This window comes from Citrobacter sp. BDA59-3 (assembly GCF_015167655.1).
GTDB classification, from domain to species: Bacteria; Pseudomonadota; Gammaproteobacteria; order Enterobacterales; family Enterobacteriaceae; genus Phytobacter; species Phytobacter diazotrophicus.
The window spans coordinates 2384727-2409050 of the sequence record NZ_CP063427.1 but is presented as its reverse complement, the minus strand read 5'-3'; the positions used below and the strand labels follow the sequence as shown (position 1 = coordinate 2409050).

The window sequence follows — 24324 nt, the reverse complement described above, 5'->3', positions numbered from 1 at the left end:
CCTGAGGTTCTTCTCGTGCCTGATATGAAGCTTTTTGCTGGTAACGCCACCCCGGAACTAGCACAACGTATTGCCAACCGCCTGTACACTTCTCTCGGCGACGCCGCCGTAGGTCGCTTTAGCGACGGCGAAGTCAGCGTACAAATTAATGAAAATGTACGCGGTGGTGATATTTTCATCATCCAGTCCACTTGTGCTCCAACGAACGACAACCTGATGGAATTGGTTGTTATGGTTGATGCCCTGCGCCGTGCTTCTGCAGGCCGTATCACCGCCGTTATTCCTTATTTTGGTTATGCCCGTCAGGACCGCCGCGTGCGCTCCGCACGTGTACCTATCACCGCAAAAGTTGTCGCAGATTTTCTCTCCAGCGTAGGCGTTGACCGCGTCCTCACCGTCGACCTGCACGCTGAGCAGATCCAGGGCTTCTTTGATGTACCGGTTGATAACGTATTCGGTAGCCCTATTCTGCTGGAAGACATGCTGCAACTTAATCTGGATAACCCGATTGTGGTTTCTCCGGATATCGGCGGCGTTGTTCGCGCTCGCGCTATCGCAAAACTGCTTAACGATACCGATATGGCTATCATTGATAAACGTCGTCCGCGTGCTAACGTTTCTCAGGTTATGCATATCATCGGTGACGTCGCAGGCCGTGACTGCGTGCTGGTTGACGACATGATCGACACCGGCGGTACGCTGTGTAAAGCAGCAGAAGCGCTGAAAGAGCGCGGTGCTAAACGCGTGTTTGCTTACGCGACTCACCCCATCTTCTCTGGCAATGCGGCAAACAACCTGCGCAACTCTGTTATCGATGAAGTGGTCGTTTGTGACACCATCCCGCTGACGGATGAAATCAAATCGCTGCCAAACGTGCGTACCTTGACTCTGTCTGGCATGCTGGCCGAAGCGATTCGTCGCATCAGCAACGAAGAATCCATTTCCGCAATGTTCGAACATTGATTGGAATCGGCACAAAGACCCGCTACGGCGGGTTTTTTTATTCCTGTGTTTTATTTGTATGACTAATAAACATCGCGCATACAAATTTGTATTGGTGATATTTGACCAGGGATTACTCTTCTGTGAAAAGACTCTTTTCTCCACACGTCATGCCATTCAGCGCCATTATTGAGGCCTGCTGGAAGGAAAAATATAGCCTGGCGCGTTTCACGCGCGACCTGATTGCCGGGGTGACTGTTGGCATCATCGCCATTCCGCTGGCCATGGCCCTGGCCATTGGTAGCGGCGTTGCGCCGCAGTACGGGCTTTATACCGCCGCTGTCGCCGGTATCGTCATCGCACTGACCGGGGGCTCTCGCTATAGCGTTTCCGGCCCTACCGCTGCTTTCGTCGTCATTCTCTATCCCGTATCGCAGCAATTTGGTCTCGGTGGGCTGCTGGTAGCGACGCTGATGTCAGGGGGCTTTTTGATTCTGTTTGGCCTCGCCCGCTTTGGTCGCCTGATCGAATATATTCCCGTTTCCGTCACGCTGGGCTTTACGTCAGGTATCGGGATTACCATCGGTACCATGCAGATAAAAGATTTCCTCGGTTTGCAGGTTGCCCATATGCCGGAACATTATCTGCAAAAAGTCGGCGCGCTGGCAATGGCACTGCCGAGTATTAACCTCGGTGATGCGGCCATCGGTGTCGTTACCCTCGGCACCCTGATTTTGTGGCCTCGTCTGCGCATTCGCCTGCCGGGGCATTTACCGGCACTGCTTGCCGGTTGTGCCGTGATGGCGGTGGTTAATCTGGTGGGTGGTCATGTCGCCACCATTGGCTCTCAATTTCATTACGTACTGGCAGACGGTTCACAGGGCAACGGTATTCCACAATTGCTGCCACAGCTTGTGCTGCCCTGGGATTTGCCGGGTTCGAGCTTTACCCTGAGCTGGGCCTCTCTGCAGGCGCTGCTGCCCGCCGCGTTCTCGATGGCGTTACTGGGGGCCATTGAGTCTCTGCTCTGCGCGGTTGTGCTTGATGGCATGACCGGAACACGCCATAAAGCCAATAGCGAGTTGATAGGTCAGGGGCTGGGGAATATTGTCGCGCCTTTCTTTGGCGGCATCACCGCTACGGCGGCGATTGCCCGTTCAGCGGCCAACGTCCGCGCCGGGGCATCTTCCCCGGTCTCCGCCATTATTCACGCTGTTCTGGTGATTCTTGCCCTGCTGGTGCTCGCGCCCCTGCTCTCCTGGCTGCCGCTTTCCGCCATGGCCGCGCTGCTGCTGATGGTGGCCTGGAACATGAGTGAAGCGCATAAGGTGGTCAACCTGCTGCGTCGCGCGCCGACAGACGACATTATCGTCATGCTGATTTGTATGTCGCTGACCGTGTTGTTCGATATGGTTATCGCCATTAGCGTGGGTATCGTTCTGGCATCACTACTGTTTATGCGCCGTATCGCGCGCATGACCCGTCTGTCGCCTGTCAATGTAGACGTGGCGGACGATATTCTGGTGTTGCGTGTGATTGGTCCGCTGTTTTTCGCCGCCGCCGACGGTCTGTTCACCGAACTGGAATCGCGGATTTCAGGCAAACGGGTCGTGATACTCAAGTGGGATGCGGTGCCGCTGCTTGATGCGGGTGGGCTCGATGCCTTCCAGCGTTTTGTCAATCGCCTGCCGGAAGGCACCGAGTTACGCGTCAGCAATCTGGAGTTTCAGCCGCTGCGCACCATGGCGCGAGCGGGTATCAAACCCATTGCGGGCCGGTTGTCGTTCTGGCCAAACCGTGACGCCGCGTTAGCGGATTTATGATGAACCCGATGCCCCGTAGCGCTTGCGCATCAGGGCATCTACCGCCTGCTGCAGCCATTGCAGCAGGTCTGGCGTCACCCAGGTTCCTTTCATGAGATGCGGCTCCTGCTGCATCGACAGGCGAAACTTCTGTTGGGTTTGCGGATCGGTTCCGGCATAGGACTGGAACAGCTCCAGCCAGGCGTTTGCCAGCGCCTGCGCCTCTTCTGACTGCGGGTCAAGCCCCTCTAGTGACGCCTGACGAACGCGACTGACTAACGGCGGCCACTCCATCATCCGGTCAAAATAATGCGCGCGGGTAAATGCCATCTCTTCTGGCGTCAGATAGCGCTGCCAGATAGCCAGTTTGCTTTCGCCGAAACTGCGGGTGATGAAATTAATTGTCGCATCATCAATTCCGGTCTGTTCACGCATTTGCGGCTCAACCAGGTGCATCTCATTGAGCCGGGTCAAAAACTCCGGCCTGCGGGCAGTATCCTCCTCCAGGCGCGTCATCCAGCGCGTTGCCAGATCCATCGCCTTTTCATCATCAACCGGGCACCCCTGCGCCATCAGCGCTTTGGCTTCCGCCACCATGTTCGCCCATACAAGGCTGCGCTCTTCGTCATGCGCGGCAAACGGTAGCTCGCGCAATTCCTCAGCACTAAACCAACGGTTATACATATTCGTTAACTCCAGCGTCAGTAACCAGGACTCCAGGTCAGGTTCAGCCCCGCTTTCCATTCCATGCTTTAACATCAGCAGTTGCTGGCGCAACGTCTGGATCGTGCGCATTTGCGCATCAAGCAAGCTGATTTGTTCATCGAGCAGAACGTGAAGCGGACGCGTCTCCCGCGCCAGGTAATCCTTGATAGCTGCCAGCGCCATACCCGCCTTCGCCAGTACCTGAATCATATGCAGGCGTTTGACGTCAGCGAGATTGTATAAACGGTAACCGGCAGCGCTTCGGGATGAAGGCGTAAGTAGACCGATATGTTCGTAGTGGTGCAGTGTACGGACAGTGATCCCGGCACGACGTGCCAGTTCACCAGCTTGAATTAACATAACGGCTCCTTTTCTTCCCCTTGACTGCCACTCTCGGGCCTAACGTTACGTAAGGGTCAAGAAAAAAGCCAAAAAAAACGGCTTCCTGAGGAAACCGCTTATTTGTGTTGCTACACGTTAGCTATGACCGTGTCCGTCACGGCGGCAGCGTTTGTCGTAATGGCGTACCCACCAGTACTTATCACAGACCTGCTCATGGCCACCAATACGCGCGCCTGCAAGCCAGAGTACTGCGCCGACAAAAATGCTGAGAATGGCGCCGTGGGCGAAGAACTGCGGCAGATTAAGCTGCGGCAACTGATTCAGAACAGAGTAACCCACGCCGACTACCATCACGACTAACCCCAGGCCCATAAGCACATTACCGAGTAACGAAGCGTTTTTGCGTTTCATGGTGTCACCTCCGGAACGATGGGTTGAAAGGGAATAACCCCAATGCTTGTGGGTAAAGTATAGACAGGGGGGGTTATGGCGATTGCGCCCAGGATCACAATTACACATATTAAGACCACATATATATACAAATAACCCTCTGAACTAGTTGTATTTCTAATGGTTCAAATGGGTAATCATTGCCCTTTTCCCCGTTTCGTCCTGAGAACTTTGTCATCACGCGCCGCACGACGTAAACTACGCGCCAGATATTGACCTGGTCAGGAAGAAAAAGTGACGATTAAACTGATTGTCGGGCTGGCAAATCCCGGCGCGGAATATGCCGCGACACGCCATAATGCAGGCGCCTGGTACGTCGATCTGTTGGCTGAACGTTGCCGCGCCCCGCTACGTGAAGAACCGAAGTTTTTTGGCTATTCCTCACGGATTAATCTGGCGGGCGAAGATGTGCGTCTGCTGGTCCCCACGACTTTTATGAATCTCAGCGGCAAGGCCGTTGCCGCGATGGCAACCTTTTATCGCATCAACCCGGACGAAATCCTGGTTGCTCACGATGAACTGGACTTACCGCCGGGCGTGGCGAAGTTTAAACTGGGCGGCGGTCATGGCGGCCACAACGGGCTGAAAGACATTATCAGTAAATTGGGCAATAACCCCAATTTCCACCGTTTGCGCGTGGGAATTGGTCATCCGGGCGATAAAAACAAAGTTGTCGGTTTTGTGCTGGGTAAACCGCCTGTTTCTGAACAGAAATTGATTGACGAAGCGATAGATGAAGCGGCACGTTGCACGGAAATCTGGCTGAAAGACGGCCTGACTAAAGCGACCAACCGTCTGCACGCCTTTAAGGCCCAGTAACACGTGCCCTCTGGCATTTTTGCCGCACGATACAACGGTTACGTGTATAATAGGCAAAGTTATTAACTTTTATGCAATCTGTTTTATATAACGGATTGATTATTCAGAAATTAAGGTAATCACATCATGGGATTCAAATGCGGTATCGTTGGCCTGCCCAACGTAGGTAAATCCACCCTGTTCAACGCGCTCACTAAAGCTGGTATTGAAGCGGCAAACTTCCCCTTCTGTACTATTGAGCCGAACACCGGTGTCGTACCGATGCCCGATCCGCGTCTGGACAAGCTGGCGGAGATCGTCAAGCCGCAGCGTATTCTGCCAACCACGATGGAGTTTGTGGATATCGCCGGCCTGGTTAAAGGCGCATCCAAAGGTGAAGGGCTGGGTAACCAGTTCCTGACCAACATTCGCGAAACCGAAGCCATTGGCCATGTGGTACGCTGCTTTGAGAACGACAATATCATTCACGTGAATAATAAAGTGGATCCGGCGGATGATATCGAGGTTATTAATACCGAGCTGGCGCTGTCTGATCTGGACACCTGTGAGCGCGCTATTCATCGTGTACAGAAGAAAGCCAAAGGCGGCGATAAAGACGCGAAAGCAGAGCTGGCTGCGCTGGAAAAATGTCTGCCTCAACTGGAAAACGCAGGCATGCTACGTGCCCTGAAAAACCTGACCGAAGAAGACAAAGCCGCGATCAAATACCTGAGCTTCCTGACGCTCAAGCCAACCATGTACATCGCGAACGTTAACGAAGACGGTTTTGAAAATAACCCCTACCTCGATAAAGTGCGCGAAATCGCCGATGCCGAAGGTTCTGTTGTCGTTGCCGTGTGTGCGGCGGTTGAGTCCGATATCGCTGAACTTGACGATGCAGACCGCGAAGAATTTATGGCCGAACTGGGCATTGAAGAGCCGGGCCTGAATCGCGTTATTCGCGCCGGTTATCAGTTGCTGAACCTGCAGACCTACTTCACTGCGGGCGTGAAAGAAGTGCGCGCATGGACAATCCCGGTTGGCGCAACTGCCCCACAGGCGGCAGGTAAAATTCATACAGACTTCGAAAAAGGCTTTATCCGTGCGCAGACCATCGCGTATGAAGACTTTATCACCTACAAAGGTGAGCAAGGCGCGAAGGAAGCGGGCAAAATGCGCGCAGAAGGTAAAGATTACATCGTGAAAGATGGCGATGTGATGAACTTCCTGTTCAACGTCTAAATAAGCTTTGTTGTCTCATGAGGTTTCATACCATCTCATGAAGCTCACAAAACTCTTTAAAATCCACGCACTTGCGTGGATTTTTTATTCCATATTGTCTCATATGATCTCATAGAAGCGCAGTCTAAAATGAGTACATAGATGAGTACAATCCGTTTCCATTATCATTTTAGGTGAGTACAATAACGGTATAAGAAATAGTCAAGGACCCGCTATGCTCACTGATACGCAATGCCGCACTGCCAGGCCGAAAGAAAAACTCTATCGACTCAATGACTTTAATGGTCTCTACCTCGAAGTGAAACCCAATGGCAAAAAGGCATGGCGCTATCGATTTAAACTCAACGGAAAATCAAGCATGTTTGCGTTGGGTGAGTATCCAGCGATAAAGCTCGCCGAAGCTCGCGAGAAATGCGAGCAAGCGCGTAGGCAAGTCGCAGATGGAGTTAGCCCGACACAGGCTCGTCAGTTAGATAAGATCCGCAAGGTCAATGATGCTTCTAACACCTTTGAGCTGATCGCCAAAGAGTGGTTGCAGATGAAAGACTGGGCCGAAATTACCAAAACACGCCGACTGGATATGCTTGAACGTGTGGTTTTCCCCGCAATCGGTAAGCTCCCTGTCAGAGAAATCACCCCACACCACATTCTTAAAATTCTTCAGGAAACCGCTAAACGCGGCGCTCCGACTGTTGCTGCTGAATCCCGACGTACCATTTCATCGGTTTTCGAGTTGGCAGTGGCAACGCTTAGAGCTGACAGCGATCCTGTCTGGCCTGTACGCAAGGCGCTTCCGGCGAATAAGACACAGCATAAACAGGCATTGAATCCACAGCAAATCGGGAAGCTATTAAGCTGTTTTGATAACAGTCGCGGCTCATATCAGGTTAACTATTGCATGTGGCTAATGTGGTGGACGCTGGCGCGGCCAGCCGAAGTCACCGAAGCTGAATGGGCAGAATTCGATCTCGATAATGCGCTATGGACCATACCGGCGACGCGCATGAAAGCTCGTAGGGAACATGTTATTCCCCTCCCCTCTCAAGCCGTCAACATGCTCAAAACGCTACAGGGATTAACCGGGCATCGACAGCACCTTTTTCCGGGACGAGATAACCCACGTGGCCCGATGACATCACACTCGCTGCGTCAGCTACTTAAAAGCCTCGGCTGGAGCGGAACTTATAGTCCACATGCAACCAGAACTACAGGAAGTACCCGTTTAAACGAGATGGGCTATCGGCCTGATGCTATCGAGGCTCAGCTTGCGCACGCTGATACCAACAATGTTCGCCGCACCTACAACCATGCGACGTATCTTGATGAGCGTAAAGTGATGATGCAGGAATGGGCTGATAAGCTTGATGGATGGGTAAGCAGCACTGACATCAATGTTGATGTTTCATAAACGCTGATGCATTGGTGTTTCATCATTGATTAATATAATAAATTTTTGATTATTTAAAATAACCTATAATTCTACCTACATTACATGTAAAGCATGAATAACAGATGTTGATTAACCTCAATTAAGCGTCACTATCAAGCCACCGAAATTTTCACATGCCCTGGCTTGATATTGCTGACAGGAGATACCCAGGCGCTGCGTGGCCATCTGCATTGTCAGGTGCTGGTCGTCCCCCTGAATGATTTTAAGTCGGTTAACTTCATTCAAAGTAAAAAACTCCGCTGCATGAGCCGTCATCAGAATCCCTTGAGGGTAAATCTACGTGACGGGCATCTTAACTTAGCCCAGAACAAACATTACTGACCTGCTCCCGGTTGATTATTGCACGCCAATGTTAGTCCTACATGGGGGTCCGCTTTGGAAACGGAAAATATCCTACGCTAAGCCTGTTTTTTGACCTGCCATGACAGGCAGCGATGAGCGGATATTGCTAAGCTCGCAGTCTAATTTCCTGCGAAGCAGCATAAAGGCTGCTCTGCTATAAAACAGGCATCAGGCTTTAATTGATGCAATTACAGACAGAATTGTCTTACCGGGCTCCTGAGAAAAATCTGGAGCAAGCTGTGCTGCAAGAGTGCTTAAAGAGGTAATAACACCTCCAGCCTGCTCAGCCTGTCTGAGTGCTGCGTCTTCTGTTCTCGAAGACCGGCTGCCGATGCAATCAACTGGAATGAATACCTTGTAACCCGACTGAATTCCACCCAGGGTTGTAAGTAAGACAGCCACTTCAGCAGTGTAGCCAGCCACTACAAGGGTTTTTCGGCCAGAACGTTCAATGGCGTCAGTAATCTCGGAAACCTGGAATGGATCGGCCATTTTACGAAAAATGGTGTTGTTCATATTGGCATATTCCCTGAGCGAAGGAACCAGCTCTCCCGGTTTACCATTTTGAGTAACCGTCAGAAAGTATGCAGGAGCGGAAACAGCTTTTGCACATTTTGCAAGTCCCCCAACATTTGCAGTCAATGAATCAGGAGACAGCGTATTACATGTATTTACAAGGCTGGGGTGTAAATCAGCAAAGATAAAAAGTGCATCATTTTTTTCAACGCTGAATCTGTTAGTCATTTGGCGGCTTCCTGATAATCCGTGATTATTAACTTCTTTCTTTTTGTTGTCTGCGTTTGCAGTTGCGGACATACCTAAAATTGTTGCGCCCAACAATGCACTACCTGCATTAATAAAATCTCTGCGCTGCATTTTAACTTTCTCTTTTAGACTTTTTGAGAAGGAGTGGATAGGTCTGATGTTCTCACTGTACAATCGGAACGGGAGAACTCTGCTGCGTTGAAGATCGTTGGCAGCAGCAGAGCTGCGGCCACCAATGGGAAAATTGACGAATCAAATTTTTTCATGATAAGGACGCGTTTTTAAGAGAATTAAAAATCAGGTATTAAAGATTTTTGTGCCAACGGTTATAATCCGCTCAGGATTGGTATGCGCGGTAAACAACGTTTCACCGGTATCAAGCTGGCTGATTTTTTTCATATCAGCATCGCTGAGTGAGAAATCGAATACGTTAAAGTTTTCACGGATGCGCGGTAGATTAACTGACTTAGGTATAACGATAACATTACGCTGAATTAGCCAGCGCAGTACAACCTGAGCAACACTTTTATTATAAACCTGTGCAATCGAGGCAAGCAGTGGATTGCTGAACAGGTTGTTTTTTCCTTCGGCAAATGATGCCCAGGATTGTGCCTGCACATGCATACTCTGCATGAACTCAACGTTTCGCTCCTGCTGCAGGAAAGGATGCATTTCAATCTGATTGACAGCTGGCGTAATACGATTAAAGGTCGCCAGATCGGTCAACCGGTCCGGAGCGAAATTACTCACGCCGATAGCCCTGATCAGGCCTTCGTCATATAACTCCTCCATGGCGCGCCATGCACCGTGTACATCAGAATAAGGCTGATGGATTAGGTATAGATCCAGATATTCCAGCTTAAGGCGATCAAGTGCTCGCAGGAACGCGCTGCGGGCTTTTTCATACCCCGCGTCCTGTACCCATAATTTGGTTGTGATAAACAATTCACTACGCGCTATTTCACTTCGCTGAATGGCCGCGCCAACGGCGGTTTCATTCTCATAAGCAGCAGCAGTATCAATAAGACGATACCCCGTCTGAAGGGCACTAAGGACGGCCTCCTGACATTCTTTCAGGTCCCGCATCTGATAGACGCCAAACCCAAGTAAAGGCATCTGAACGCCATTGTTGAGGGTGGTAAATTTCATGAGCATTTTCCTGTCAGTGCAGAAAGAGGATATAAATTTCCAGTCAATATTGATTCCTTCTATCAACCAGAAGTATTGATATTTTACAATGGTACGATTAGCATTTTAATAACGTATAGTCTAAAAAACTTTTTCTGGAGTCTAATGGACCCCTTTACTGATATTTTGAATTTGCTGTCAGCCCGCAGCTATGCCACCGCAGGTCTTTCGGCCGATAATCACTGGGCTATGACTTTTCCCGGATATAATGGACTCAAGTTCCTTTTTATAAAAAAAGGAATGTTCTGGTTCAGGCTGGAAGAGGAACCTGAGTGGACGCAGCTGAGTGCGGGGCAAGGCCTCGTTCTGACCCGCTTTACCCGCTTTTTAATGGCAACGGACGTTAACATTCCGCCTGCTGAGTCCTTTGAGAAAAAAAGGCCTCGCGTCAGAGAAATCGTCAACTATGGTGGTGACGAAAACCTACTGCTTGCTGGAAAGATGGAAATTGATCTTACATCTTCAGATATTCTGCTAAACGGCCTTCCGCTTGTTCTTCATTTCAATACGCAGACCGATAACAGTTCTCCGCTGAACACGTTTATGTCGCTGTTCTTCCAAGAAAAGGTAGCTAATAAGCCAGGCTCTGTTCAGGCCTGTGACTACCTTATGCATCTTATCATGATTGAAGTGCTGAGAAGTGGATACGAAAAGTCATCTAACGGCAGCAGACTCATCGACAAATTCAGCGATGCTCGTCTAAATAAGGTGCTCAGCGCAATTCATCAGGAACCAGAAAAGAACTGGAGCTTGCCTGAGCTGGCTGCAATATCTGGTATGTCACGAGCAGGCTTTTCAAGAAAATTCAAAGAAGCAACGGGCATAACACCTCTTCTGTATCTGACAAACTGGCGCATGCGGCTTGCGAGTAAATCCCTGAGATTTACCCGTGAGTCTGTAAAGCTGATTTGTTTTAAGCTGGGCTACAGTTCTGAAAGTACCTTCAGTAGTACTTTCAAACGAGTTTATGGCGTTGCCCCCAGAATTTATCGAAATCAACACTTTCAGCAAGGATTAAAAAGTGACGATTAACGCCTGTCTCTTTCGAACACAAGCGATTCATAAATTAATTAAAGCTAATCATTTTTTAGAATTTATCCTGGTAAGGGACAGGGAAAATTCTTGATTGTATCCCGGTGTCCTTAAGTGCATCTCACCTGGAGGGCATGACTGGAATTATTGAAGCGGTTTTTATGCCGTAAAATGGTGCAAATGTTTATGGCTGGTACCTGCTCAACCAGTATACATTGATAATCCATGTCAGCTTTTGGTACGAAGTTGTTCGCCAAAAAATCAGGTAGGGCAGCTATGAGCGAGGTATAGTCATTCGCACCCTGAGAATTACACTTTGAAGTGATTCAGGGTATGCGCTTATGGGGCCATGTATGGGCCCGCGTATGCTTGCTGCACTTGGCGATAACCGAGACCGTTTTAATAGCGCAGAAGAAATTCAAAACTACGCAGGTATAGCACCGGTAACAGAACGAAGTGGCCAGAAATCCTGGGTCCACTGGCGGTGCCAATGCGCTAAGTTCGTCAGGCAGACCTTTGTTGAATGGGCTGCCAAGACGGTTAACTCATCATACTGGTCCAAACTGTATTATCAGAGCCTCAGAGAGAAGGGTAAATATCACCAGTCTGCGCTCCGGGCACTGGCGTTCAAATGGATCCGGATAATTTATAGCTGCTGGAAGAACAGAACCTGCTACGACGAAGCAAAGTATTTGCTGGCTCTGGAAGCGCGAAACTCGCCCTTGCTGAAGCTTGTCGAATGTCTCAGGGCGTGAAGCGGACGTCAGGTTAAGTCAGCGTATCACATTTATTTCTTACCCCACCGACTGGATTATCAAAAAATCAATCAGAGCTTTCACTCTTTTCGTTTTACCCGCGTTTTTGGGGTAATAGAGATACACTGGCGGATAAGTTTTCCAGTAGCGCTCCATCACGGGGATAAATTGCTCCCTGTCTGGCTGTAACTGCCAGATGGGTTCAAACAAACGTCCAATTCCCAGCCCGTTACGGATCCCGTCAGCCATAACGTCAATATCGTTACTGATTAACTGCCCGGGCATCTCAACCGTCAACTGCTCACCACGATCGTCCAGGATCAACGGAAGGATGCGGTTGTTAGTGATAAATCGGTAGCCAATTAGCTTGTGATGACTGAGGTCTGACGGTACCTGAGGCATTCCATGCTCGCTGATATAAGCCGAGGATGCATATAACCCTTCACGAAAGGATTTCATTAACGGCCGAGCCACCACCCCTCCCTCAAGAATATCGCCAAAACGGATCCCCAAGTCAAAACGCTCTTCGATGATATTCACCGTACCATCGTAGACCGAAATTTCCAGCTGTATGCCCGGATATTGCTGACAGAATTTCGCCATTGCAGGCTTAAGAATTAACAGGTAGGCAAAACGCGAGAGCGTAATTCGTACCATACCAGAGGGCTCCTGATTCTGGTCGCGAATGCTTTCAAGCGAATTCTCCAGCGACTCCACCGCCGTAGCAGTCTGTTCCAGCAGCCGTTGCCCGGTTTCCGTCAGCTCAATGCGGCGGGTCGTACGCACAAAAAGCGGATGGCCAATATGCTCTTCGAGTAGCTTAAGCGCATTGCTGACGGAGGGAGGCGTAATTTCCAGTTTTCTTGCGGCTGCCGAAATATTGCCCTCACGTGCAATGCTCTGAAAGATGCGTATCTGGTTATACAGTGCGTTATTCATAATGCGTTCCTTTAGCAATCTCCGCCTGATTATTAAGTACTGTCTAAAGATGCTTAAGTCAATGCCCCTCTAATCTTCCTGAAATGCGCCTCTTATACTTCCGACTCTTTCTACACCGACCTGAGATCAGGAGACAATGATGCGAATTTTATGTCTGGATATCCCCGCACCTGGAGCATCGCTGGAAAAGTATGCTCCGCACCTTAACGCTGAAGCGCTGCACGCCTGGGGATTGTATAAATCCGGCTTCATCCGCGACATCTACTTCCGTCAGGACAGACCTGGTGTCGCTATTTTCCTTGAATGTGACTCTGTTGATGAGGCGATGAGCGTCATGGCCGAATTCCCGCTGGCAAAAGCGGGCTTATTAAGCTTCGAGTGCATTCCGCTTGGCTCCTTTACTAACTGGGAAAATCTCTTCGCCGCTGAATTTAAAAATTAACAATGAGGCCCGATATGAAATCTGCAGATAAGCCTGTTCTCTGTGTCGTTTCCAGCCATCCAATCAAAGGTGCATCCGGTGTACCGACCGGTTTCTTCATGGCCGAGCTGACGCATCCGCTCAAAGTGCTGGAAGACGCCGGACTGAAAACGACGATAGCCAGCATTCGCGGGGGACAGCCGCCGGTGGATGGGTTCGACCTCAGTGACCCAGTCAACGCATGGTTCTGGAACGAAACCGATTTTCAGCAGCGCCTGGCATCAACGTCAGCGTTATCTGATCTGAACGGTGCCGATTACAGCGCCGTTTTCTTTGCAGGCGGGCATGGCACCATGTGGGATTTCCGCGACAGCCAGGACGCCCAGCGTATTATCCGCGAAGTGTATGAAAGTGATGGGATTGTCTCAGCCGTCTGCCACGGGCCTGCGGCACTGGTTGACGCCAGGCTCAGTAGCGGCGAATACCTGGTGAAAGGCAAAAACGTGGCGGCCTTTACCAACAAGGAAGAGGAAGAAGTTCACACCACAGATGTGGTTCCCTTCCTTCTTGAAACTGCACTCCGCGAGCATGGCGCGATTCATCATGAAGCCCCAAACTGGTCTGAAAACGTGGTTACCGACGGACGCCTTATCACGGGGCAAAATCCCGCTTCAGCGCACGGTGTAGGTGTGGCGCTGTTAAATGCCCTGCGCCAGACAGCGTAAGCCATTCATCTGTCTTTCACCGTTACTCACCCTCTTTGGCCGGTTTAAATCAGCAATGTTCCGGCCTTTTTTCAGGAGCTGAATATGAAAACTCTTCCTCCCGTCGCGCTGGGCACCTGGTCCTGGGGCACAGGCTTTGCCGGTGGCGACACTGTATTCGGTAATAATCTTTCTGATACTCAGATGGCAGAGGTGTTCACCACGGCCATGAGTAAGGGCCTCAATCTCTGGGATACCGCAGCAGTGTATGGCATGGGAAGTTCCGAGGCTGCGCTGGGAGCATTAGTCCGTCAGTTTGTCCGCGAGGACATGATTTTATCCACCAAATTCACGCCGCAGATTGCGGACGAACAGTCAGCGCAGCCTGTCAGCGATATGCTTGAGGCCAGCCTCGGCCGCCTGGGCGTGGACGCGATTGATATCTACTGGATCCATAATCCCCTCGACGTTGAGAAATGGACGCCAGGACTGATCCCACTCTTACAAAGCGGAAAGGTAAAACGCGTCGGTGTTTCCAACCACAATCTGGCACAAATCAGACGCGCCAACGAGATCCTTAACGCCGCCGGTTATTTCATCAGTGCAGTACAGAATCATTACAGCCTGCTCTATCGCGCGTCTGAAGAGGCCGGGATCCTTGATTATTGCCGACAAAATAACATCACGTTCTTTGCTTATATGGTCCTTGAGCAAGGCGCACTCAGTGGTCGTTATGATTCACATCATCCCATGCCTGCCGGGAGTGGTCGGGCCGAAAGTTACAACGCCGTGCTGCCGCAGATAGAGAGATTAACCGCAGCCATGAAAAAAATGGGAGCCGAGAGAAATGCCAGCGTTGCACAGATAGCCATCGCATGGGCTATTGCGAAAGGGACCCTTCCGCTCATCGGTGCGACTAAAGTCCATCACGTTCTGGACGCCGCCAGTGCTTCAGATATCCGGTTACGGGATGAGGAAATCAACCTCCTGGAACAACTCGCCGCAGAGACCAGAGTGGATACACGTGGCGCCTGGGAAAAACCGATGGTGTGAACCCCGTCCGGGACAGACTGTCATGAATGGCCCTCACGTATGGGCTGTTCAGGGCGATCCTGATTTACATCACTTTTACTGCTTTGTATGAAGGGTGAGAATATGAAAATCATTTGCCTCGAAGAACATTATCTCGACAGCGAGTTAGGACAAGCGTTTATGCCTGTTGCGCTTGAGCAGGCGCCTTTCCTTGGCGACTGGGGGAAAACCGTCCCTGATGGTCATAATCCGGATCGAAGCCGCCCGCAGATAGAAAAGAATGCGCTGATAAACCAGAAAGGCGCTGATTTGGAAAGCCGTCGCCTCAGAGATATGGATGAGGCTGGAATTACGATGCAGATCCTCTCTGTGGGCGGATTCCCCCAGCTGGCACCCGGGGATGAAGCGGTAACATTAAACGCGGCGGCAAACAACCGCCTTGCCGGGGCGGTAAGAAAACACCCGGAACGCTTCGCGGCATTTGCCACACTTCCCTGGGCACAGCCGGAAGAGGCTGAAAAAGAGCTTGTCCGCGCAGTTGAAGAACTGGGGTTTAAAGGGGCACTTCTGAATGGCAGACCCTCTTCATGCTTTCTCGATCATCCTGACTATGATCCCCTGCTTTCCCGCTTTAATAAACTGGATGTACCCCTCTATCTTCATCCAGGATTACCGTTCAAAAGCGTGCAACAGGCCTACTTCAAGGGTTTCAGCGCAGAGGTCAACGCCAGGCTCTCTATGTTTGGCTGGGGCTGGCATCACGAAGCGGGGATCCATTTGTTGCGGCTGATGTTATCGGGCGCATTTGATAAATATCCTCACCTGCAGGTGATCAGTGGTCACTGGGGGGAGATGCTACCCTTCTGGCTACAGCGTCTTGATGACAGCCTTCCACTGGCTGCAACGGGTCTGTCACGTACGCTAACGAGAACCTTCCAGGAACACGTTTACGTTACCCCGTCAGGTATGCTGACACTGCCGCACTTCCAGTTTATCTATAAGTTAATGGGTGCAGACAGGATCCTGTTCTCCGTTGATTATCCCTATCAGACCCTGGACGGTGTAAAAACATTTATCGAAAGTCTGCCCGTCAACAAGGCTGAAAAAGAGGCCATCGCGTTTCGCAATGCCGCGCGTTTACTCGGCGTCACGGCTTAGTTCGCTGATTCATGCTGGCTGAGCACAATAAGATTCAGGCGAACATTATTAGTTTTTGTCTAAAAGTGAATGAGCCTTTACTGCTCTAAAAAAAATAATGTTGTCACTCTATACTGGGTTAAACATTGACCAGATATGTTTAACTAATTGAAATGAAAAATATCCTTGTTGTGTCAGGTCATCCTGAGCTTATCCATTCCGTCGCCAACGCCACTATTCTTGATGAAGTGGCGACCGCCTTTCCCGATGCTGAAATTCGTCGTCTGGACTGGCTCTATCCGGATGGCAAATTCAACATCACCGCAGAGCAGGAAAGCCTGCTCAGGGCCGATGTGATTGTCTGGCAGTTCCCTTTTTCCTGGTATGGGCTGCCCGGCTTAATGAAACAATGGCTGGACGAGGTCTTTGTTCACGGCTTCGCGCATGGCTCAACGGCGAAACTGGGCGGTAAAACGCTGATCCTCTCCTTCACCACGGGAGCGCCACAGGCGCTCTATACCGCTGACGGTTTCTTTGGCCATGCCATTGAAGAGTATCTTATTCCGTTCGAGACCACGGCAAGGCTGTGCAATCTTGAGCTGCTGGCACCGGTTTATACCTGCGGTATCAGCTATGCCGACCGGGATGCCGACAAAATCGCACAGCAAAAAACGCTTGCCCGGGAACACGCTTCAAGGCTTGTCGATCTGCTCAATACCTTCTTGAATAATCCAGAGGGAGAATAAAGATGCAGTATACCCGGCTCGGTAAAAGTGACTTACTGGTCTCTCGCATCTGCATGGGATGTATGGGTTTTGGCGATCCGTTGACGGGCCAGCATCGCTGGACGCTGGGCGAAACAGCAAGCCGGGACATCATCCGCTACGGTCTCGAAAAGGGTATCACTTTTTACGATACCGCCATCGCCTATCAGAACGGCTCCAGCGAGCGGTACGTTGGCCAGGCGCTGCGGGAGATGGCGAAACGCGAGGATGTGGTGCTGGCCACCAAGTTTCTCCCACGAACCGCCGCGCAAATTGCCGGGGGCGTCAGCGGAAAAGAGGCAATAGCCCGATCGCTCGACCAGAGCCTGCAGAATCTGGGGATGGACTACATAGACCTCTACATCTACCACATCTGGGATTACAACACGCCTGTTATCGACGTGCTTGAAGCGCTGCATACCGCTGTTACTGCGGGCAAAGTGCGCGCTATTGGTATTTCAAATTGCTATGCCTGGCAGCTGGCGAAGGCGAACGCCCTTGCCGAACGCGAAGGGCTGACGTCCTTCGTTTCCGTACAGAGCCACTACAACCTGATCATGCGTGAAGATGAACGCGAGCTCTTCGGTCTGTGCGCGGAAGATGATATCGCCATGACCCCCTATAGCGCGCTGGCCAGCGGTCGTCTCTCCCGTAAAGAAGGCCACACGCGGCGAGCTGCGGAGGATGACTATGCGCGGGGGAAATATGACAGCACGGCTGAACAGGATCGGATCATTATTGAGCGCGTCGCCGAACTTGCCGAGCGGCATCAGGTGTCCATGACGGAAATCTCTCTCGCCTGGCTGCTGACAAAAGTCACGTCACCTGTCGTAGGGGCCACAAAAAAAGAGCACGTCGATGGCGCGGTAAACGCAGTAAATCTTCAGCTGAGCCCGGAGGAAATCCGGTTTCTGGAAGAAACCTACCAGCCGCATGTTCTGACGGGGATCATGGCGCAAAACACGCCGCAAACGAAAGATGTTAAGCAGGTCTGGACGCGGTAGCAAACAGTAATTTCAGTAAAAGGATCATCGTGAAAAAGACCCTTATGCTTTTAATTTGCATGCTCATAAGCAGCCCTGGCTTTGCAACCAAACCGGACACGCAGGATAAACGAGTGATGAATATCTTCGAGCTCGGCGTCCGGCCCGATCGGGACAACGATTTTGCAGACGTGGCCAGACAGACGATTTCCGCTTCGGTTGATCATGAAGAAGGTACGCTGGCGATGTACGCCCTGCAACGCAGCGACAATCCACGTCAGGCATTCATGGTCGAACTCTATGAAAATGAGAGTGATTACCGCAAACATCTGAATGCCGCCCCATACAGAGCATTCGCTGCTCGTGCTCCTGACATTATCGATCGAAAAAAGAAAATCACCCTGGCGCCACAGTTTCTGGGGGACAAACACATCATACCGAATGAGCGAACCATTAATAATCTGGTGATCGTCGAGGTAAAGCCTGAATTTCAGAGCGAATTTAAAAAAATCGTCCTTCCTGAAATGGCCGAGTCGCTCAAAGTAGAGAAAGGCGTGTTAGCCATGTATGCCGGTACAGATTCACAGGCTCCAAACCGCTGGTATTTCTATGAGATTTACGCCAGTGAGGAGGATTATCAACTGCACCGACAAACACCACACTTCCGGGATTATCTCAGGAAAACGGCGCATATGAGCGCCGGGAAGGACGCTATCCCGGTAAAGCCGGTATTTCTTCGTAATAAAGGCGGAATCAAACAGGATCCGCACCGTTGACCAGTGAGGATTAACATGAAAAGCGTAATTGCGGCGGCGATGTCGCTTGTTATTTCTGATTTTGCTCATGCTGAGGAAACACGAGGTAAAGCTATGATGAACATTGAACCTTCAGCGATTTCGGAAGCTGATATTCGTTCCGTCTCACCGGCTCTCGCACGCTTTGGTCGCGAAGCTATTACCGAAGATCTGTGGACACGCGACGCCCTCTCGCCCAGGGATCGTAGTGTGGTGACCGTCGCCATGCTGATTGCCCGCAACCAGCCTGCCGAGCTTAAGCACTATATTGAAGTCGCTCTCGATAGCGGCGTGACGCCAGCGGAATTATCAGAAATCATTACCCATCTGGCGTTCTACTCAGGTTGGCCAAATGCAATGTCAGCCATCAGCGTGACGAAAGCGGTTTTTGAATCTCGTGGCGTTACGGCAGATGCACTTCCTGGAGCGTCTCCGGAGCTGCTCCCCCTCAATCAGGAAGCAGAGAAGCAGCGTTCAGAAACAGTGGAAAAAAATGTGGGCCCAATATCTCCAGGCCTGGTCAAATTCACGGCTGACCCACTGTTCCTCAATCTCTGGCAAAGACCCGCGCTGAAACCCCGCGACAGAAGCCTGATTACGGTCAGCGCATTAATCGCATCCGGACAAAGTGCACAGATTGGCTATCACCTCAACAGAGCGATAGATAATGGACTTTCAGCTGAGGAGGCTGGTGAGATAGTTACCCAGGCCGCGTTCTACGCTGGCTGGCCAAATGCATTTACCGCTGCCCCGGTTGTGGGTGAGGTATTACGTAATCGGTCGTCCAGTAAAGGATAAAATCTTCAGGAAGGCCCCCGCTTTTAGTGGGAGCCTTCCGTATCTTTTTCTCTGCCTCTTCATACAGAAAATTGTCGCTATATTCACCGTATTAACCTGCCCGAGAGATGATTATCTTTCATTGATGTTAGCGATAACCCTATGCTGCATCAGCCACCCTGTCGCCAGATTGAAAAGCAGACCGGGACGTTCGTTGCTTATCCAGCTCAGGGTATATAAAAGACGGGTAAGACGAAAAATCCAGGGCCAGGCAAATTCGCGATAATCATTATGCTGATGTATCAGCGCGGCATGCTCACGACGAGTATTTTCTCTCTGGCCGTATTCTGCCAGCATGGTGATATCATGGTTCCCGAGCTGGCTGGCGATAAAATGCCGGACGCCGGAAGGAATATGATTCATAGCGATGAGAAAGGTACCCAGAAAACGGACGCATCCAATTTTTACCGATAAAGCATCCGGCAGCTCAGCCGATCGTGAAGGGCTGGATCTGCTGCGCATGAAGGTGGAAGAAGGCGACTTCATACTGGTGAAGAAGCTGGACCGACTGGGTCGCGATACTGCTGATATGGTCCAGCTGATAAAGGAGTTCGACAACCAGGGCGTGGCTGTACGGTTTATTGACGACAGAATCAGCACCGGCGGAGAATGGGGAAAAGGGTGGTTACTATTCCGTCAGCTGTGGCACAGGCTGAACGTGGAATGATTCTGGAGCGCACAAACGAGGGCAGACAGGAAGCAAAGCTTAAAGGTATCAAATTTGTCGCAAACGTTATGTGGACAGAATCATTATGCTGGCACTTCACCAGAAAGGCACCGGCGCAACAGAAATTGCTCGTCAGTTTAATATTGCTCGCTCTACGGTTTATAAAATCATTGAAGATGGGACGGTTATATAAGCGCTTAACGCACTATTCTTGTCCGTTAATCCATTATTATGTTTCTGTTTTGCTCGAGGCGAGTATGGCAGAATGGCAATAATTGGCTCCCCTGTCGCAGACGCAGGGGAGCCAGCCGAAGCTCCGAGCCCCGGCATCATGCCGTCAATTGGATGTCAGGATAGCAGCTCCAATGCGCGGCGTTGCTTGGGAAGCGGCCAGCGCTTCTGCTACATCGGGCAGTGCGAACGCCTTATAGTCCGCGAAATTCTGGGGGGCCTGGCGCGCCATCTCAAACAGATCGGCGATGTCGGATACCCGTTGCTCGGCCGAGGTACTGGACAACCATGCCGGGGCTGTTACCCCTTTCAGCGTGTACTGGTGAACAGCCATTTCGATGGTGGAGATCGGCGAGAGGCGAGGGTCCAGGCCACCATACACCAGCAGCGTACCGCCATCAGCCAGGAGCCCCAACAGCTTGGGTGCCGTCTCTCCACCGATGGGGTCGACGACAACCATCGGGGCATTCCCGCAAGCTTGCGCTACGGCCTCTGGCCAGTTTTCATGCTGGGTACTGACGATAGCCAGGCCCTTCGTCACACCCTTCAGGATTTCCGCGCCGGAATCGCTCCGCACCGTGGCGACGACCTTCAATCCGCGCATCTGGGCAAGCGCAATAACGTTGCGACCAACGCTGGAACCCGCTGCGGTCACAAGGATCGGCGAGTGGATTCCTGCCTTGCTGTCGGCAGCCAGCGCAGCACGCATGAGCATGATCGCGGTAATGCCGTTGATGCTGATCTGGCAGGCGGTCGTATCGTCCACATCATCCGGGATCGGAATAAGCGTCTGAGCCGGTGCCAGCACATGTTCAGCCCATGTTCCATGCGCATGGAAAATAATGACGCGCTTGCCCGGAACGAGACCGGTCGAGGGATCAACTCCAGTACCGACTTGCTCCACAACACCTACACCGTCACTACCGGGGACAGACCCGCCAGGCGCGATCGGCATGGGGATAATTCCGCGAACCATCAAGCCGTCGATCGGATGGACCATGCGCTTGACGACACGCACTATGACCTCGTTGGGGCCGGGCGCTACGGGTGCAGGAACTTCGTCATAGCTCAACACATCGCTTGGCTCGCCATACTGGCTGTAAACTATCGCTTTCATTTAACATCCTTTAAAAATATGGATATGGGAGGCTGCTGGAGAGCCGCCTCGCTGTGGTATACGCGAAGCGACCCAAATGGGCTCGCTTCGCTATAGGAGGCTGCAGCCCCAAGCCACAAGCCTCATGGGCAGGAAACCGGTCATCGCAAATCGCCAAGAACATCATCAATGATGGACGCCCATTCCTCGCCGGATACTTCTTTGTAGGCCGATGATCCCTGCGACGCGCTCGATATAATGACCGCAGGTCCCAGGTCGCGCAAAATCAACAGACTCTTCCGGATATCCGATCTGGTACATTCGTCCGAATGACTGATCCGAACCTCCCATTTACCGTGATTCATGTAGATGGTGTCACCCGTAAACAGGTAGTTCTTGCCGTGTGGCGACCGCACAAAGAAGCACACACTTCCATCGGTATGCCCAGGCGTCGGAATGATTTCGACATTGCCGAACCGTGTCTCACGCGTGTCGAAAAGTTCATCGACGGATGCGTATCGCTTGATGGCCGCTTCTTCGAGCCGATGGCAGACCAGCCTGGACCCAAACTTTTGCTTTATTTCGGCCAGGGCAGTGCCCGCTTCATCACGGTGGCTGAGAAATTGAAAAGCGATGCCGCCCAGTGCTTCGATTCTGGCGTAATCCTGGCTTTTGCCGGAGCTGTAGAACAGAATATTGCCGCCGTCCCGGAGCAGAAGATAGGCGTGCGATGTCACTCCGAAAAACGGATATTCAGCTTCTGTTTGCCAAAGATCGGGATAGATCTGTTGCATGTATTCATCCTTACTTATGCCGACCTTTCGGGCACCGACCGATAACAAGGTCGTGAAACTTTGCACGACCAGCTTGAAAATGTTGGTTTCCACATCGAAGGTCCCATTCAACAATCGCTCCTCGCGATAACTGCGTAAGCCTGGATCTGCCTGGCTCCTGACCCGAAATCTCGGGACTCAGGCCTCCTTCGATCCAATCTTGTCGAGTTCTGCCACGGCCTCTTCCGGAAGGGTCAAGTCGGCCACGGCCAGGTTTTCTTTCAGGTGGGCGACCGAAGAGGTGCCGGGGATCAGCAGGATGTTCGGCGACCGTTGCAACAACCATGCGAGCGCAACCTGTAACGGGGTCACTCCAAGGCGATCAGCAACCGCCGATAGGCTTGCCGATTGCAGAGGATTGAAACCACCGAGCGGGAAGAACGGAACATAGGCAATCCCATCGGCTGCGAGACTGTCGATTAACGCGTCATCGTCGCGGCGCGCCAGATTATATTCGTTCTGTACGCAGACCACTGGCGCAATGCCCCGAGCTTCCTTGACCTGAGCGGCATTCGCACCGCTGATACCGAGATGGCGGATCATCCCTTCGCGCTGCATGGCTGCCAGAGCACCAAAACTCCGGGAGACCGAAAAACCTTCGATCGCTTCATGATCTGGGTGGATGCGCAGATTGACCACCTCCATCCGGTCGAGACCGAGATTTCTCAGATTGCTTTCAACTGCTGCACGGAGCTGGTGAGGTTCAAGCGCCGGGTTCCATGACCCATCCTCACCGCGCAGTGCACCGACTTTAGTGACGATGGTGAGTTCCTGCGGGTACGGCGCCAGAGCCTCATGGATAAGCTTGTTGACGACATGGGGACCATAGAAATCGCTGGTGTCGATATGGTTAACACCGGCCGCGACCGCCTCGCGAAGGACTGCGAGGGCAGCATCATGATCGCGAGGAGGCCCAAAGACGCCGGGGCCGGCAAGTTGCATCGCGCCATAACCGACCCTGTTGACCAACCGATCTCCGAGCAGGAATTGTCCAGCGTTTCCGATCCCGTTTTCATTTTTCTTCATAAGGATAACTCCAAGTTAATATTGAGAATTCTGCCCTCTTGATACCCATCAATATAGCGATTATGATTGATAAGTTTAATGGCTATTATCCGAACGGCTTGTACGGAAATCCGAACAATGAATGCTGACTTAGGCGATCTTCACGCATTCGTGGTTGTTGCCCGCGCAGGCGGCTTCCGCGATGCAGCACGAAAAACCGATATTAGCGCATCCACCCTCAGCGAAGCCGTCAGGCGACTTGAGGCACGCCTGGGTATGAGATTACTTCATCGCACGACACGCAGCGTCACGCCGACCGAGGCAGGTGAACTTCTGATGGCGCGATTGTCGCCAGCGCTTAACGAGGTCGAGGCCGCCCTCGAGGTCGTTGACCAGTTGCGCGGCTTCCCATCGGGCACGCTGCGCCTGAATGTACCAGTGAGCGCAGCCCGGCTGACGCTTCCTTCAATCCTTCCCGGCTTCATGGAGGCCTACCCTAGTATCCGCGTGGAAATCGATGCGGAAGACCATCTGATCGATGTGCTTGCGTCGGGCAGCGACGCTGGTATCCGTTATGAGGACAAGCTGGAACAGGATATGATCGCAGTGCCGATCGGTCCTCGCATCCAACGCTTCGCCACAGCCGCAGCGCCGGCCTACCTCGATCGTCACGGCCGGCCCGAGCATCCGAGGGATTTGCTTGATCACGCCTGCATTGTTGGTCGGTATGTAACTGGCACGCTGGCTAGCCCGTGGGAGTTTGCACGCGATGGTGAATTGCTCCGCGTGGAACCGAAAGGCCGTCTGATTGTCCGGGTCGGAGGGGCGTCGGATCTCGGTGTCGATGCCGCTCTCAACGGTATCGGGATCGTTCATCTGTTCGAAGACTGGCTCAAGCCATTCATTGAAAGCGGACGCCTGGAACCAGTACTGAGCGACTGGTGGCAGTCCTTTCCCGGTCCATATCTGTATTATTCAGGCGCACGTCTCGTACCACCAACTCTTCGGGCCTTCATCGACTATATTAAAACGACACGCTAACTCCGACTTCGAAAAATAAAAGCCGAA

The 24324-nt window shown here is 51.7% G+C and carries 23 protein-coding genes and 3 pseudogenes; 17 read left to right on the top strand and 9 right to left on the bottom strand.

Annotated features, from left to right (window positions below; translation table 11 throughout):
- Positions 1-15: 15 nt before the first annotated feature.
- On the top strand, positions 16-963 hold the full coding sequence (gene prs / locus IP582_RS11330) for a ribose-phosphate diphosphokinase (protein ID WP_090085106.1): 948 nt from the start codon (positions 16-18) through the stop codon (positions 961-963).
- 122 nt (positions 964-1085) lie between these two features.
- Complete coding sequence (gene dauA / locus IP582_RS11325; RefSeq protein WP_193796010.1) at positions 1086-2765, top strand: C4-dicarboxylic acid transporter DauA; 1680 nt, start codon at positions 1086-1088, stop codon at positions 2763-2765.
- Here the strand turns inward: dauA and IP582_RS11320 are convergent.
- Positions 2760-3809 carry a MerR family transcriptional regulator gene (locus tag IP582_RS11320; RefSeq protein ID WP_193796009.1) on the bottom strand — a complete coding sequence of 350 codons (1050 nt, stop codon included), beginning with the start codon at positions 3807-3809 and terminating at the stop codon, positions 2760-2762. The two genes, dauA and IP582_RS11320, sit on opposite strands and share 6 nt — an antisense overlap.
- A gap of 117 nt (positions 3810-3926) precedes the next feature.
- Positions 3927-4202 carry a stress-induced protein YchH gene (ychH, locus tag IP582_RS11315; protein WP_039079205.1) on the bottom strand — a complete coding sequence of 92 codons (276 nt, stop codon included), beginning with the start codon at positions 4200-4202 and terminating at the stop codon, positions 3927-3929.
- A 273-nt stretch (positions 4203-4475) separates the two neighbouring features.
- Between ychH and pth the strand changes: the two genes are divergently transcribed.
- The 3 genes from pth (at position 4476) to IP582_RS11300 (ending at position 7689) form a co-directional block, all read left to right on the top strand.
- Positions 4476-5060, top strand: coding sequence for an aminoacyl-tRNA hydrolase (gene pth, locus IP582_RS11310; RefSeq protein WP_193796008.1), 585 nt, complete (start codon positions 4476-4478; stop codon positions 5058-5060).
- Between the two features lie 126 nt (positions 5061-5186).
- Positions 5187-6281, top strand: coding sequence for a redox-regulated ATPase YchF (gene ychF, locus IP582_RS11305; RefSeq protein ID WP_039079207.1), 1095 nt, complete (start codon positions 5187-5189; stop codon positions 6279-6281).
- A gap of 214 nt (positions 6282-6495) precedes the next feature.
- Positions 6496-7689: an integrase arm-type DNA-binding domain-containing protein gene (locus IP582_RS11300; protein WP_193796007.1), complete on the top strand. Its 1194-nt coding sequence runs from the start codon at positions 6496-6498 to the stop codon at positions 7687-7689.
- Positions 7690-8241: 552 nt separating this feature from the next.
- Here IP582_RS11300 and IP582_RS11295 read toward each other — a convergent pair.
- On the bottom strand, positions 8242-8949 hold the full coding sequence (locus tag IP582_RS11295; RefSeq protein WP_228007978.1) for an isochorismatase family protein: 708 nt from the start codon (positions 8947-8949) through the stop codon (positions 8242-8244).
- Between the two features lie 186 nt (positions 8950-9135).
- Positions 9136-9987 (bottom strand): aldo/keto reductase, encoded by an 852-nt coding sequence (locus IP582_RS11290; protein ID WP_193796006.1) that lies wholly within the window; start codon positions 9985-9987, stop codon positions 9136-9138.
- Between the two features lie 144 nt (positions 9988-10131).
- Between IP582_RS11290 and IP582_RS11285 the strand changes: the two genes are divergently transcribed.
- Positions 10132-11058: an AraC family transcriptional regulator gene (locus IP582_RS11285; protein ID WP_193796005.1), complete on the top strand. Its 927-nt coding sequence runs from the start codon at positions 10132-10134 to the stop codon at positions 11056-11058.
- A gap of 344 nt (positions 11059-11402) precedes the next feature.
- Positions 11403-11813: pseudogene (locus tag IP582_RS11280) on the top strand (transposase); the annotation flags it as partial.
- A gap of 39 nt (positions 11814-11852) precedes the next feature.
- On the opposite strand, the gene IP582_RS11275 reads toward IP582_RS11280, so the two are convergent.
- Entirely contained in the window at positions 11853-12752 is a 900-nt protein-coding gene (locus IP582_RS11275) for a LysR family transcriptional regulator (RefSeq protein WP_193796004.1), read from the bottom strand.
- A 139-nt stretch (positions 12753-12891) separates the two neighbouring features.
- On the opposite strand from IP582_RS11275, the gene IP582_RS11270 reads away from it, so the two are divergent.
- The 8 genes from IP582_RS11270 (at position 12892) to IP582_RS11235 (ending at position 19385) form a co-directional block, all read left to right on the top strand.
- Complete coding sequence (locus IP582_RS11270; protein WP_193796251.1) at positions 12892-13194, top strand: superoxide dismutase; 303 nt, start codon at positions 12892-12894, stop codon at positions 13192-13194.
- Between the two features lie 14 nt (positions 13195-13208).
- The gene (locus IP582_RS11265) at positions 13209-13898 is read left to right on the top strand and encodes a type 1 glutamine amidotransferase domain-containing protein (protein ID WP_193796003.1); all 690 of its coding nucleotides are present in this window, start codon (positions 13209-13211) and stop codon (positions 13896-13898) included.
- A gap of 84 nt (positions 13899-13982) precedes the next feature.
- Complete coding sequence (locus tag IP582_RS11260) at positions 13983-14930, top strand: aldo/keto reductase (protein ID WP_193796002.1); 948 nt, start codon at positions 13983-13985, stop codon at positions 14928-14930.
- Positions 14931-15032: 102 nt separating this feature from the next.
- Complete coding sequence (locus IP582_RS11255; protein ID WP_193796001.1) at positions 15033-16067, top strand: amidohydrolase family protein; 1035 nt, start codon at positions 15033-15035, stop codon at positions 16065-16067.
- Positions 16068-16219: 152 nt separating this feature from the next.
- Positions 16220-16792, top strand: a complete 573-nt coding sequence (locus IP582_RS11250) for an NAD(P)H-dependent oxidoreductase (protein WP_193796000.1) — start codon at positions 16220-16222, stop codon at positions 16790-16792.
- A gap of 2 nt (positions 16793-16794) precedes the next feature.
- Complete coding sequence (locus IP582_RS11245) at positions 16795-17814, top strand: aldo/keto reductase (RefSeq protein WP_193795999.1); 1020 nt, start codon at positions 16795-16797, stop codon at positions 17812-17814.
- Between the two features lie 59 nt (positions 17815-17873).
- Positions 17874-18569, top strand: coding sequence for a putative quinol monooxygenase (locus IP582_RS11240; protein ID WP_193796250.1), 696 nt, complete (start codon positions 17874-17876; stop codon positions 18567-18569).
- A 15-nt stretch (positions 18570-18584) separates the two neighbouring features.
- The gene (locus tag IP582_RS11235; RefSeq protein ID WP_193795998.1) at positions 18585-19385 is read left to right on the top strand and encodes a carboxymuconolactone decarboxylase family protein; all 801 of its coding nucleotides are present in this window, start codon (positions 18585-18587) and stop codon (positions 19383-19385) included.
- 132 nt (positions 19386-19517) lie between these two features.
- Here IP582_RS11235 and IP582_RS11230 read toward each other — a convergent pair.
- Positions 19518-19838 (bottom strand): annotated as a pseudogene (locus IP582_RS11230) (DUF4158 domain-containing protein); the annotation flags it as partial.
- On the opposite strand from IP582_RS11230, the pseudogene IP582_RS11225 reads away from it, so the two are divergent.
- A pseudogene (locus IP582_RS11225) lies at positions 19813-20284 on the top strand (recombinase family protein); the annotation flags it as partial. The pseudogenes IP582_RS11230 and IP582_RS11225 overlap by 26 nt on opposite strands.
- Before the next feature lie 144 nt (positions 20285-20428).
- Here the strand turns inward: IP582_RS11225 and IP582_RS11220 are convergent.
- From IP582_RS11220 to IP582_RS11210, 3 genes are all read right to left on the bottom strand, one after another.
- Positions 20429-21439 carry a zinc-binding dehydrogenase gene (locus IP582_RS11220; RefSeq protein WP_193795997.1) on the bottom strand — a complete coding sequence of 337 codons (1011 nt, stop codon included), beginning with the start codon at positions 21437-21439 and terminating at the stop codon, positions 20429-20431.
- Positions 21440-21579: 140 nt separating this feature from the next.
- Positions 21580-22323 (bottom strand): MBL fold metallo-hydrolase, encoded by a 744-nt coding sequence (locus IP582_RS11215; protein WP_228007977.1) that lies wholly within the window; start codon positions 22321-22323, stop codon positions 21580-21582.
- A gap of 66 nt (positions 22324-22389) precedes the next feature.
- Positions 22390-23277, bottom strand: coding sequence for an oxidoreductase (locus tag IP582_RS11210; RefSeq protein WP_193795996.1), 888 nt, complete (start codon positions 23275-23277; stop codon positions 22390-22392).
- Positions 23278-23394: 117 nt separating this feature from the next.
- Here IP582_RS11210 and IP582_RS11205 point away from each other — a divergent pair, with 117 nt between their 5' ends.
- Positions 23395-24297: a LysR family transcriptional regulator gene (locus IP582_RS11205; protein ID WP_193795995.1), complete on the top strand. Its 903-nt coding sequence runs from the start codon at positions 23395-23397 to the stop codon at positions 24295-24297.
- Positions 24298-24324 lie beyond the last annotated feature (27 nt).